Origin of the sequence: Tengunoibacter tsumagoiensis (assembly GCF_003967535.1) — a bacterium.
GTDB lineage: Bacteria > Chloroflexota > Ktedonobacteria > Ktedonobacterales > Ktedonobacteraceae > Tengunoibacter > Tengunoibacter tsumagoiensis.
Genome location: NZ_BIFR01000001.1, coordinates 4,138,565 through 4,151,700, shown reverse-complemented (window position 1 = coordinate 4,151,700; position 13,136 = coordinate 4,138,565). Strand labels below are relative to the sequence as shown.

General features: G+C 52.4%; 9 protein-coding genes. 5 read left to right on the top strand and 4 right to left on the bottom strand.

The genetic code is table 11. The features are described from left to right. Positions 1-254 precede the first annotated feature (254 nt). The 3 genes from radA to EL628_RS16325 all read right to left on the bottom strand — a co-directional run bounded on the left by radA (position 255) and on the right by EL628_RS16325 (position 6,314). Complete coding sequence (gene radA / locus EL628_RS16335) at positions 255-1,667, bottom strand: DNA repair protein RadA (protein ID WP_126580987.1); 1,413 nt, start codon at positions 1,665-1,667, stop codon at positions 255-257. A 143-nt stretch (positions 1,668-1,810) separates the two neighbouring features. After that, on the bottom strand, positions 1,811-4,339 hold the full coding sequence (locus EL628_RS16330; RefSeq protein WP_126580986.1) for an ATP-dependent Clp protease ATP-binding subunit: 2,529 nt from the start codon (positions 4,337-4,339) through the stop codon (positions 1,811-1,813). Positions 4,340-4,823: 484 nt separating this feature from the next. Continuing rightward, positions 4,824-6,314 (bottom strand): 30S ribosomal protein S1, encoded by a 1,491-nt coding sequence (locus EL628_RS16325; RefSeq protein WP_218028933.1) that lies wholly within the window; start codon positions 6,312-6,314, stop codon positions 4,824-4,826. 602 nt (positions 6,315-6,916) lie between these two features. Between EL628_RS16325 and EL628_RS16320 the strand changes: the two genes are divergently transcribed. Both EL628_RS16320 and EL628_RS16315 read left to right on the top strand, forming a co-directional pair. Continuing rightward, positions 6,917-7,516, top strand: a complete 600-nt coding sequence (locus tag EL628_RS16320) for an NUDIX hydrolase (protein WP_161975543.1) — start codon at positions 6,917-6,919, stop codon at positions 7,514-7,516. 182 nt (positions 7,517-7,698) lie between these two features. Further along, complete coding sequence (locus tag EL628_RS16315; protein WP_126580984.1) at positions 7,699-8,097, top strand: hypothetical protein; 399 nt, start codon at positions 7,699-7,701, stop codon at positions 8,095-8,097. A gap of 70 nt (positions 8,098-8,167) precedes the next feature. Here the strand turns inward: EL628_RS16315 and EL628_RS16310 are convergent, their stop codons facing one another. Continuing rightward, positions 8,168-9,136, bottom strand: a complete 969-nt coding sequence (locus EL628_RS16310) for a P1 family peptidase (RefSeq protein WP_126580983.1) — start codon at positions 9,134-9,136, stop codon at positions 8,168-8,170. A 376-nt stretch (positions 9,137-9,512) separates the two neighbouring features. On the opposite strand from EL628_RS16310, the gene EL628_RS16305 reads away from it, so the two are divergent. From EL628_RS16305 to EL628_RS16295, 3 genes are read left to right on the top strand one after another with little or no spacing between them, the layout of a single operon-like run. Then, a complete protein-coding gene (locus EL628_RS16305) occupies positions 9,513-10,289 on the top strand; it encodes a GntR family transcriptional regulator (RefSeq protein ID WP_126580982.1) in 777 nt (258 codons plus the stop codon). 38 nt (positions 10,290-10,327) lie between these two features. Further along, a complete protein-coding gene (locus EL628_RS16300) occupies positions 10,328-11,266 on the top strand; it encodes an ROK family protein (protein WP_126580981.1) in 939 nt (312 codons plus the stop codon). A gap of 58 nt (positions 11,267-11,324) precedes the next feature. After that, positions 11,325-13,064: a class I mannose-6-phosphate isomerase gene (locus EL628_RS16295; protein ID WP_126580980.1), complete on the top strand. Its 1,740-nt coding sequence runs from the start codon at positions 11,325-11,327 to the stop codon at positions 13,062-13,064. Positions 13,065-13,136: the final 72 nt, after the last annotated feature.

Below are 13,136 nucleotides of genomic sequence, written 5' to 3'. Positions count from 1 at the left end.
TGATAAAAAACAAGAATGATAAGTGCAAAAGTGTGTCGCCTGAACTGCACTATAGTATGGACAAACAGGATCCTTAAGAAAAACATTTCAACGAAAACGAATTCAGTGATCGAATATGCAGTATACACCGTTCCTGCACAGGAATCAATAGGTGTATGTTTATCTGCACTCTATAGCTTCATGAAAGCCCTTAGAAAGAGTAAGTCATCTTCAAACGAAAAGAGACCCGAACGTGCTCTCCTCTTAGTGTACCTTTAGTGTAAAGCCACCTCCAGTGCAACCCCAAGAGAGCTTGCCGTAATAACTTTAAAATCGGCTGGTAGGCCAGCCTCCTCGAGCTCAGCGACGACTCGTGGACCTCGTCCGGCGGCGGGCACAATACAGCGTTTAAAGCCTAATTTCGCCGCCTCACGGACACGAATACCCAATCGACTGACTGCACGTAGCTCGCCCGAGAGGCCAATCTCGCCGATAAGAGCCAGATGGGGGTCGAGTAAGCGTTCACGATAGCTTGAAGCAATAGCGGCAGCCACACCGAGATCGATAGAAGGTTCTTCGAGAGTAAAGCCACCTACCACATTAGCATAGACATCATGAGTACCAACAGCGAGTCCAACGCGTTTTGTCAGAACCGCCAGCAGCATCAGGAGTCGATTATGATCGATACCATTGGTTGTACAGCGTGGATTCCCAAAATTGGTTGGTGTTACCAGCGCCTGAACCTCAACCAGGAGAGGCCGGGTGCCCTCCATACTCACCACCACGGCGGAGCCGGTTGCCCCCTTGACGCGATCGGCCAGAAACACAGCGGAAGGATTTGTCACCTCGACCAGACCTTCCCCCTGCATCTCAAAAACGCCCACCTCATGAGTTGCACCAAAGCGATTTTTCACACCTCGAAGTAAGCGGTACGAATGGTAGCGTTCCCCTTCGAGATAGATCACCGCATCCACGATATGTTCCAGAGCTTTAGGCCCGGCGACAGTCCCCTCTTTTGTCACGTGTCCAATAATAAAAATGGGGACATGCGAGCTCTTTGCCAGATGCATCAACTGGAGAGTACATTCGCGCACCTGACTGATACTGCCTGGAGCCGAAGTAACGTGATTAGCAATAACAGTTTGAATAGAGTCGACAATAATAAGGGAAGGTTTAAGCCGATTGGAGGCCTCAGCGATCACCTCAAGATCAGTTGCAGCGAGAAGATAGAGTTGTTCGCCAGTGATATCCAGGCGTTCAGCCCGCATCTTCACCTGTTCAATCGACTCCTCGCCGGAGACATAGAGCACAGGCCCTACCTGTTGAGCAATCATGCCAGAGACCTGTAGCAGGAGCGTCGACTTCCCAATGCCAGGCTCGCCGCCAACGAGAATGAGAGAGCCAGGAACGAGCCCACCACCGAGAACGCGATCCATCTCCGCGTAACCGACAGAGACACGCGTCTGGACCAGTGGTTTAATCGCGGGCAGAGCCACAGGAGTGAGCGTCCCCTGTGCGACCTGTGAAGGGCCCATCAGCGTCTGACGGCGTTGTTGAGCGGCACTTTGAGGGACATCGACCGACTCTTCCAGCGTATTCCATGCCCCGCAATCGGGACATTTACCCATCCATTTACTTTGTTCACCGCCACATTGTTGGCAGATATATTTTGTGCGTAATTTGGCCATACAAAAGATACGACTGAACCTTGTGAAAGTTGTGAGTTTTAAGGTGAACATTTCAGGTGGGGGAGCCACCGCTACCATCCAGCCACAGCATGCCAAAAAGAAGAAAAAGAAGGGACGTGATTTCTCACATCCCTTCCAGAAAACTATGCTTCGTTGGGTGTTGAGCCCTCACTACCAGCCGAAAGAGCGGCTTCCGGAGTTGCAGGAGGTGGGAGCTGCTCGATGCGATTACGCACCTCTAAGACCAGATCATTATCGACCACACTTGCCTCGATCAGATCGCCGGGGTGGAACTTGCCCTGGAGCAAGCCTTCGGCCAGTGGATCTTCAACCATGCGCTGAATAGTACGGCGCAGAGGTCGAGCCCCATACTGAGGGTCAAAGCCCTTATCGATCAAGAAATCCTTCGCGGTTTGAGGAACCACCAGTTCCACCTGTTGTTCTGTGAGCTGATTGCGGACGCGGTTCAGCAGGAGATCGACAATGGAGTACATCTCTTCCATACGTAGAGAATGGAAGACGATCACCTCATCGATACGATTTAAGAACTCAGGCTTAAAGGTATTCTTCAACTCGCCCAGCACCTTACTCTTCATCGCATCATATTCATTCTGCGTTGCCTTCGCCTTATCTTTCGACTGTCTAAAGCCAAGGGAAGCCTCTTTATTGAGGAGAGCGGCACCCACATTGGATGTCATAATAATGATCGTATTACGGAAGTCCACCGTACGCCCTTTGGCATCCGTCAATTTACCATCTTCAAGGATCTGAAGCAGCATATTGAAGACATCAGGGTGAGCTTTTTCGATCTCATCGAGCAAGATCACACTGTAGGACTTGCGGCGAACCGCCTCGGTTAGCTGACCTCCCTCTTCATAACCGACGTAGCCAGGAGGGGCACCGACCAGCCTTGCGGCAGCATGGCGCTCCATGAACTCTGACATATCGATTTTGATGAGAGAATCCTCGCTTCCGAACATAAATTCTGCGAGTGTTTTGGCCAGCTCAGTCTTACCGACGCCAGTGGGGCCCATAAAGATGAACGACCCGATGGGGCGTTTGGGATCTTTCAGGCCGGCGCGAGCGCGGCGGACAGCGCGAGCGATCTTCTCAATCGACTCATTCTGGCCAATAACGCGACCATGGAGAGCATCTTCCATTTGTAAGAGGCGTTGAGACTCCTCCTGAGCGATGCGCATCACCGGGATACCGGTCCACATAGAGACGATCTGAGCGATCTCCTCCTCGCCGACCGTTGGCTTCTCATTGCCACGTTCGCGGTGCCAGCCGGACTCAAGCTTCGTGATACGATCGCGGAGCTTCACCTCTCGATCGCGTAATTCGGCGGCCAATTCATACTCTTGTTGCTGAATGGCAGCTTCCTTTTCACGTAAGACCGACTCCAGACCTTTCATAGCCTCCTTCAGATTGAGGGGAGCGAGCGAGTTCTGCATACGAACGCGGCTGGCGGCCTCATCGATCAGATCGATCGCCTTATCGGGCATGAAGCGGTCAGTGATATAGCGGCTGGCCATATCGGTAGCGGCCTTGAGAGCCTCATCAGTAATAATTAAGCGATGATGTTGTTCATAGCGCTCGCGAATTCCTTTGAGGATCTCCACCGTCTCTTCGACCGTAGGTTCACGAACAATGACCTCCTGGAAGCGGCGCTGGAGAGCGGCATCGCGTTCAATATATTTGCGGTACTCATCGAGAGTTGTTGCGCCAATACATTGGAGCTCGCCACGTGCCAGAGCAGGTTTCAGGATATTCGCGGCATCGACAGCCCCTTCGGCTGCGCCAGCGCCGACCAGTGTATGTACCTCATCAATAAAGATAATACAATCGCGGCTATTGCGAATCTCCTCGATAATTTTCTTCAGGCGTTCTTCAAACTCACCACGATATTTGGTGCCAGCGACAAGAGAGCCAACGTCCAGGGTCAGCAGGCGTTTGCCGGCGAGGGTTTCGGGAACCTCGCCCGAGATGAGCCGCTGAGCCAGCCCCTCAACGATAGCGGTCTTACCGACACCGGGTTCACCGATGAGAGCAGGATTATTTTTATTGCGGCGGGAAAGAATCTGAATAACGCGTTCGATCTCCTGATGGCGACCGATAACGGGATCGAGAGAGCCGGCGCGAGCGGCGGCGGTGAGATCGATCCCCATCTGATCGATAGTGGGGGTTTTCGAGTGCTTTGCATCGCGCTCATGGGGAGCCCCAGACTGGCTAAGGACCTGGATAGTCTGTGTGCGCACCTTTTCCAGATTGACACCAAGGCTTTCAAGCACGCCAGCAGCGATTCCCTCACCCTCGCGGACCAGACCCAGCAAGAGATGTTCTGTCCCGATATAATGATGATTCAGGCGACGAGCTTCATCAACGGCCAGCTCGATCACCTTTTTAGCCCTTGGAGTCAGGCCAATTTCGCCGAGAACGATGCGATCGCCGCGGCCAATAATGAATTCAACGGCGCTGCGAACCTTATTGAGCTCGACGCCCAGGTTAGCCAGAACCTTTGCGGCCACGCCTTCGCCCTCGCGGACCAGGCCCAGCAGAAGATGTTCTGTGCCGATGTAATTATGTTGGAAGCGTTGAGCTTCTTCTTGAGCGAGACTCAGGACTTTCCTGGCGCGCTCCGTGAACTTATCGAACCTATCTCTGTCGTTCACCTGTTTGTCACCCCCCTTTACTTTCATTGGCAGAGGGTGGAACCGAGCCCTCTGTGTCGCTCAGGTAAACTATATGATTCATCATACAACACCCATCATACAGCGTCAAGGATACCAACCGTAAGCCTCCCGTCTAGCAATATCTGCCCGATTCTCGCGAAAACGATCGACCTATGCACTGCTAGACAGGAACATGAGCAGTGAGAAGGTCGTGGAAAGGATCTATCTATTCAGGTATGAAAGAGCGGAAAGAGTAGTAGTGGCTTCGAGCCAGGGAAAGAAAGGGGCGCCCCCCTAACTGTTTAACGAACTGCGTATTTCATCATACTACAACTCTTTTTGCAACGTCAAGGCTGTGCAAGGAAATCGAGCGCAAGAAGGGACGACATGCGAGAGATGGCAAACCGCCCCGTGGCATTCCTCACAGAATGGCGGGGCGGTGGAGAGAGCCTGCTACCTTGCTAGTAAGGCGCGAGAGTAGAGACTACTCGGCTGACTCGTTCTCATCTTTCGAAGAGCGATTGCGAGCAGCGGCGCGGAAGGCCTCGGCCATAGCGGTCAACTCACCCTCATCGGATGCGAGGCCACTGAGCAAGCCACTTTCGTTTGTGCGCTCCTGGCGATCGCGGCGGTCGCCCTTCTCGCGTTTCGTGGTGTGCTCTGGTAGAGACTCCAGTGAGAAGGCGGGGGCCTCAGGTTGAGCAGGTGCGGCAGGCTGTTGTTGAGCCTGTTGCTCCTGAGCGGCCTGAGCCTCAGCGGCTTCAAACTGTTCTTCAGTTGGGCCTTCGGGCAGTTCTGTCCCTTCGGCGACGGCATCGATCTCATCGGCCTGGCGCAGGCTTAAGCCCAGGCGGCGGCGTTCGGCGTCGATGCGCAGGATGCGTAACTGGAGCTGTGCACCCTCGTGGAGGACCGACTTTGCATCGGTGCCAGGAGTGAGCTCAGAGAGGTGGATCAGACCCTCAATGCCATCCTCGATCCGAGCAAAGGCACCGAAAGGAGCAATCTTGGTCACCACCCCGGTTACCACCTGGCCGGGAGTATAGCGCTGTTCCACGGTTGTCCAGGGATCGACCTCTGCGCGTTTGATCGAGAGAGCGATCTTCTTTTTGTCTTTATCGACGCTTAAGACCTGAACCTCGACCTCCTGGCCAACATGAAGGACCTCGCTGGGATGATTCACGCGGCTCCAGGCGAGCTGGCTGATATGAACCAGTCCGTCTGCGCCTCCGAGATCAACGAAGGCACCAAAGTTGGCCAGATTGCTGACCACACCTTTGCGAACCTCACCGGGTTTCAGCTCATCGAGCAGTTCCTCGCGGCGACGCTGGCGCCATTCCTGGACGGCCAGACGCTCTGAGAGGATCAAGCGGTTGCGAGCGCGGTTGATCTCAATGATCTTCAGCTGCAACTCTTTATCCTTCATGCTCTGGAGCTTCGCTGCAGTCTCCTGGCTCTCGCCACCAGCAGCGACCTCTTCGCGTTTCAAATTCAGGATCTGTGAGATCGGCACGAAGCCGCGGATCCCGGCCACGTCAACGATCAGGCCGCCTTTGTTGTAGTCAATAACTTTCGCCTTGAGGAGCTCATTGTTTTTGTACTGCTCTTCGGCGATGCGCCATTGGCGCTCGGTGTTGGCGCGTTTGAGAGAGAGGACAGCATGGCCCTCTGACGTCTCTGGTTGAATGACATAGACCAGAACTTTGTCATCGAGGCTGAGCTCGCTAAACGAGCCATAGCCGCTGGCTGGCAGCTCTTTTGTAGACAGGACGCCTTCTGATTTCAGACCAATATCGACCAGAATCTCATCCTGGTCGATACGCACGATGACGCCCTCGACTACATCGCCGCGTTTGATGCTGATAGGATTATTGGCTGCTTCTGCCAGCAACGCTGCCATATCATTCTGGTTATAATCTTCTACTTCTTCTGTGTTGCTGTTCATATGCCCTTGTGGGTCAATTCCTTCGATCATCGTCTGTACCGCCCGCTTTTTTGATTTGCCGCTGGCATTGTCGAAAGGTCGCCGTGCTTTTGTGCTTGCATGGGTTGATAACCCCCTTCGAACCACGGTTTTTGCCTTGTCTTAGACACTACACCCTCTGCCGACACCCTGTTGACTCTGTGCGGTCAATACTGTCGGTCGTTTCAGACCGAAAAGTTCTTAACAAGAGAGAACGTGATGGACTGCACTGCACGTTGTGACCATGGGGAGTGTACCATCGGACTTGGGCTGTATCGGAGGAGGTGCTTTGGCGGTCATCGTTTCGGTCTTCTGTCAAATATCTTGATAAACCAAGAATATTTTTGTACGACCTAGAAATTGCCCTACAGAACGGTGATACGAAACGATACTCGCATGAAAGCACGCCATGGCGCTGTAAAAAAGCGCTAGAACGTAAGCATACCCCCACTCGATAATACAATTATACCAAAAGCCGTCGCTAAATGCAAGACAATCTTCAGCCTTTTCGCATTTCTCTCCGATATTTTTCTGACCCACATTGTAACACACCTACGCAATCCCTCGCCAGTGTATGTTTTCAGGCTTCAATGTGCTACAATAAGGGTATGGATGTGCTCAAGAGCACCGATCTGGTGCAGGTATTACAGAAGCGTTTATTCCCGCTTGAGCGTGCGGAACTGCTCCTTGATGGTCTTGAGGGAGATCAACCGCAAGCGAAAAGGGCGGCTGTCCTGGTTGCGATATTTGAGCAAGATGGGTCGCCTCATCTGGTATTTATTCGTCGTGCCAGGGCTTTACGAGCTCATAGTGGTGAAATTGCTTTTCCTGGTGGCAAAGTGGACCCTCTCGATCTCTCACTTGAGATGACGGCTCTGCGGGAGTCTCAGGAGGAGATTGGCCTGGCTCCTCATCTCGTCCAGGTGCTTGGCGTGCTGGAGCCTGTCTTTACGGTGGTGAGTAATTATCTGATTACTCCAGTGGTGGCCTATCTTCCACAGGGATTAGGTGCGCTTCAGTTGCAGAGGAGCGAGGTAGCTGAACTCTTGCTGATTCCTTTAAGGACCTTAATGGAGCCGCACATCGCGCATACAGAGCAGTGGACGCGAGATGGCAAGGCACGCACTGTCTATTTCTATACGTATGGCCCTGATCAGATCTGGGGCGCGACCGGTCGCATTCTCGCGCAGCTTCTGCATCTTCTCATCATTTGAGCAGGCAGGCATGCTGACCCGGTTCTTTCCAGGGGGTCACCCATTAGTCATAGAGCTCTTGCGTATCTCTGGTATTTGACTACAATTAAAAGTAGTCGAACAACACTACTGTAGTGCGTACGTTGTATGCTGTCACTATGATTGCGGTTCTGGCTCAGAAGTGTCCAGAGTGGAGAAAAGCTGTGACGTTGCCACCTCCTGATGCTCGTTCGCCGAGATCCATGCCTCGACGCCCTACTATGATCTCTCCGACCCACTCGAATCCTTCGATCTCCCCCTTGCAGGCGGCTTCAGCTGCCTCACTTCCTCCTTTGGCGTCAGCCTATGAATATGCGAACGATGCTGATCATGAGCATGCAATCAACTTTGCTACACACTCCTGGGACCTTGCTACCGGTGGTTTGAAAACCTTAACCGCGAAGAGAGAGCTCCCCATCAGACCCGAAAGACGTGCTGCGGATCTATCTCCAGAGGTTCAGATGAGCTCGCGAAGCTACTTGCTTGTGCTTGTCATTCTGCTCTGTATTGTCTTTATGCTGATTGGTGGGGGCATTGTGTTATTTGTAATGATACAACCGTAGAAGGCTGCACAATACAGAATGGGAGTTCGCTTGACCACACTGAAATAACACTCTTTCTATAAAGCTTGATTTAGCTAGAATATCCAGATCTATGATTGCTTGCTGGGATTCCGTGGAGCTCTTGAGCTGCTCGAACCCCCTTGACGATTGCTCGGGCTACTGTCTGTGCGGCGACAGCACCAAGTAGGCTGACGTTTTGCGCGGCTCGTGCGGGCTCAGGGATCGTGCTGGCTTTTGGCCCCAGGGCGAGAGCAAAGACGGTATCACCATCAAAGGGCGTGTGTGCAGGTCGAATGACCTGTGCGATGCCATTGTGCGCCATCTGTGCCACTTTATTGACTTCGGCCTTTGTGAGTGAGGCATTGGTGGCAACGACGGCAATGGTGGTGTTGCCAAAAAGCGTCTGGCTGGTGCCTGATTGGGAGCTGCGTGCTCCTGCAAGTACCTGCTGTGTCTGTGGATCAAGGATGTCGCCAAGGGCATTGACGGCTACAATGGCTCCTAGCCAGAGGCCATTAGGGAGTTGCGCGCTCGCTGAGCCCAATCCTCCTTTCATGGCCAGGGAAGGGCCTGCACTCTTGCCAACCGTTGCTCCTGTGCCTGCACCCTCGTTTCCCTGGATGATGGCCTCGGTAGAAGCTTGCTGACAGGCACGATACCCATCTTCTGCATCTGGACGAATGGTTGCTGAACCAAGCGCAAGATCGAAAAGCGCGGCTGCTGGCACAATAGGCACACGGGCAACTCCTGTGTCGTAACCGATGGTGTGCTCGGCAAGGTATCGTACGATTCCGGTCGCTGCATCCAGTCCGAAGGCACTGCCTCCGGTCAAGAGGACTGCATGCACTTCGTCGACGAGGCAGAGTGGATGCAGCAGATCTGTTTCGCGGGTTGCAGGTGCTCCGCCGCGCACATCAACACCCCCGACTGCCGCCGTGTCGCAGAGGACGACGGTGCAGCCCGTTGCTGCCTCAAGATTGGTTATCTGACCAACGCGGATGCCAGGCACGTCGGTGATATCATCATGTTGAATCTGCATTGATCTCCCCTTTCTATTGCTCTCCTGTTAAAAGAACGTAGTGAGCGGGCTTTTTGTCTTGTATCTCTGCCTTCTATTGAATATTTCGTATGTTCGATGCACTATGCAGATTTAAAAAGGCTTTGGTTAATAGCTTTATTTTTTGCCCCCTATAAGAAGACTCGGAAATGCGATCCGGGTAAAAATGAATGAAGCAGGTGATCTTTTGCAGGAAGTGAAAGGTCCTATCTGAGTACTATTTTGTCTTGACAGATGGAGCTTGCTGGGTCATAATAACGATATGTCTGACTCATTATAATGAGTCTCTCTGGAATGAGGGTGTTAAGCTCTCTTTCATTCAGCATGCCAGGCTAATAGAGCAGGGAGAGGGTAAGGTATGATGGCAGATTCAAACAGGTTAACAGGTGCTGATGGCCTTGAGCATTCATCTGTTCCCGTTCCAAAGTATCATCTGGTGAAGGAAGCTATTCAGGGATATATTGCGGATGGAAGCTGGGCTCCTGAGACATTGATTCCTTCGGAGCCAGAACTCTGTCGCGAGTTTGCGGTGAGCCGGATTACTGTCCGTCGCGCTATTGGCGATCTGGCACAGGAAGGAAAATTGCGAACGGTTCAGGGTAAAGGGACGTTTGTTGCCTCACCCAAACTACAGCAGCAATTTGTGCAAAGAGCATTTGGTTTTTATGAGGATATGCAGCGGCGGGGTCTACTGCTGACGACTGAGGTCTTGCGTCAGGAGATGGTCCCGGCCTCGTTTGAGGTAGCGTCTCATCTTGGCATTCAGCCACGTGAGCAGGTCTTTCTTCTGGTTCGGCTTCGTTCCGTTGCAGAAGAGAAGATACTGCTCTCTACTACCTATCTTCCAGCTCAACTCTGTCCGGATCTGCATCTGCATGATTTTTCGACGGGCTCGCTCTATACCTATCTGCAAGAGCGCTATGGGCTTTCGATTGCGCGTGGAAAGCGTACACTGGAGGCAGTGGCGGCTGGGCAGTGGGAGGCTCGACAGTTAGAGATGGCACTGGGGAGCCCACTGCTCCGGTTGGATGGTGTGGCTTATCTCGCCAATGGAAAAGCGTTTGAGTACTCCCAGACACTTCAGCGTGGAGATCGCGCTCGTGTGGCTGTTGAGTTTATTGCTTCACAAGAATAGCCCTGGGAGCAGGGTTGGTAGTTGGAGAAGGAGCCCTTATGCAGGGGGACGCAATCGTTCTGGCCTTTGATATGGGCGGAACACGCATCAAAGTTGGTCTGGTACAGGATGGCCAGATTCTTGCTCAGGAGGTTATTGATGTTGATGCGCGGAGAGCAGACGAAGGACCTCTGCCAACTGTGCTGGAGTATGTTGCGAAATATCGTTTGATCTATCACCTGGCTGCTATTGGTATCAGTATTCGTGGCATTATCGATCCTATCTCGGGCGTGATTCTGGATGTGAAAGGGGCCTATGAACAGAGTATTGGCCAGCCCTGGGGACAGATGATCGCTCAAGAGACAGGCCTTCCAACCTATGTGGAGAACGATGCTCGTATGTATACGCTGGGCGAGCTCACTCATGGGGCCGGGAGAGGGGCCAGTAATCTCTTTTGTCTGACGCTAGGGACAGGAGTAGGCTGCGGCGTTGTGTTGAGCAATCGGCTTATGCGTGGGATGCGCAGTGTGTTTGGAAGTGTCGCGGGACATATCACGATCGCGAAAGATGGTCCAGTCTGTAATTGTGGGAATATTGGTTGTCTCGAAGCACTTATTGGTACTGCTGGCCTGAGTCAACAAGCGATTGAACGCGGGATTGGTGGGATTGAGCCACAGTTACCGCCGACGCCATACGCTATATTTGCGCATGCTCGACAGGGGGATAGTGCCGCTCAGGCGCTTGTAGACTGGTTTGCGCGTACATTAGGGGCTGGCATTGTCTCATTAATTCACACGTATGATCCTGATATTGTTATCGTTGGAGGCGGAATAATGCATTCAGCGACACAATTCTTGCCTGCGGTCCAGGCATACGTAGATGAGCATGCCTGGACTGTGCCTCGTGGGCGTGTACGTGTGCTTGCGGCTCAGCTTGGAGATGCTGCGGCTCTGATTGGAGTTGCCGAACTGACTCAACGGCCAGAGCTTTTATTTTGATCGTATGAGATTGCATTGTCACTCATATTTATACTGTCCAGAAGGGCTAAAGGATTTTATGTCTCCTCATAACGAATATACGTATCGAACACATCCTATTCATCATTTTTCAGCGCTGACGATTCAGATTGGCCAGCAGTCGCTGGCTACCTTGATTCAGGAGCAAGTACAGATAACTGGTCAGAAGTTTATCGTTATTGATGGCTTTGTTGGAATCCAATGGGAGCTGTTTATTGCGGGTTTGCAGGCTGCCTGTGAGGGACTGGGGTTGAAGGCTCGCTGGCTTTCAACGGAAGGGTGTTTCTTGTCGGAAGAAGCAATTCAGCAGAAGCTTGAGAGCTATCTCACGGCTGATCCAGTCTTTGGGCAGATCTTTCACGGGACACTGGCTGATCTCTGGGATCCCGAGCAAGTTACGCTGCTGAAAGAGCGCCTGGCGGAGACAGATGACATTACAGTTCTATCTGGTTTTGGAGCCTCTCTACTGGTTTCTAATGGTTTCCAGATCTATGTGGATGTGCCAAAGGATCGTGGACAGGAGCTGGCTGGCGATGGTCGAGTGTGTAATGTCGGTCTGCACAAAAAGTATCCATACGGTGAGACGTATAAGCATCTCTACTTTATTGATTGGCAGATGCTCAATCGAATCAAGCGGCAGGCGCTCAGCAAGATCACCATTTTTGTGGATGGGACAGATAGTGCAGAGCCACGGAGTATCCTGGGGACTGCATTCCGGGCCGTCTTGCATGAGCTATCCCAGCAGCCGTTTCGTGTCAAGCCCTGGTTTGCGCCTGGGGTCTGGGGTGGGCAGTGGATGAAAGAAAACTTCGGCCTGCCACCTGAGAAACCTAATTATGCCTGGTCCTTTGAATTGATCGCACCTGAGAATGGTCTGTTGCTAGGGGATGGTACGGAAGCAGTAGAGTGTTCATTTGATTATCTACTCTGGCAAGAGACGGATGCAGTTCTAGGGAAGCCGGTAGCCGCACGTTATGGAAGCTATTTCCCTATTCGTTTTGATTATCTAGACACGATGGGCGGTACCAACCTCTCCTGTCAGGTGCATCCGCGTGTGGATTATATTCGCAATGAATTTGGTGAGCCTTTTACGCAGGATGAGACCTATTATATTGTGACCTGTGATGAGGATGCACGTGTCTATCTGGGTCTCCACGAAGAGACAGATATTGAGAGGTTCAAAGCCGACGCTTATAATGCACGCGAACGGAAAGTTCCGTTTGAGATCGACACGCATGTGAATAGCCAGCCAGCTAAGCCACATGATCTCTTTTTGATTCCCAGCGGCACCGTTCATTGTAGCGGGGCGAACAATCTCGTGCTGGAGATCAGCGCAACTCCTTATATCTATACTTTTAAGATCTACGACTATCTGCGGAGCGATCTGGCCGGGAATCTGCGCCATACACATCTTGAGCATGCCTTTGCCAATATTGACGAGACGCGCAGAACCTCCTGGGTGCGAGAGAACCTCTGTCCACAGCCGCTGGCTCTGCGTTCAGGCGAGGACTGGACCGAATATAGTATTGGGAATATCGACGAGCTTTTCTTTGGTATTCATCGGTTGGAGTTTAGCAACGCCATTCACGACCAGACTGCCGGAAAATTTGTGGCCCTTAATCTGGTAGAAGGCGAACGGTGTGAGATTGTCACGGCCAACAATGAGACTATTGAGCTTCGTTTTGCAGAGAGCATTATTGTGCCAGCCAGCGTTGCAGAATACACCTTGCGAAACCTGGGCGAGAAGCCCTGCAAGGTCGTGAAAGCGTACGTGAAATAGTCGTCGTGGCCGTCATCCTGTACTCAATCATGATGATGGCCCTATTCCCTGGCGTGCCAAACTCCGTGGGCC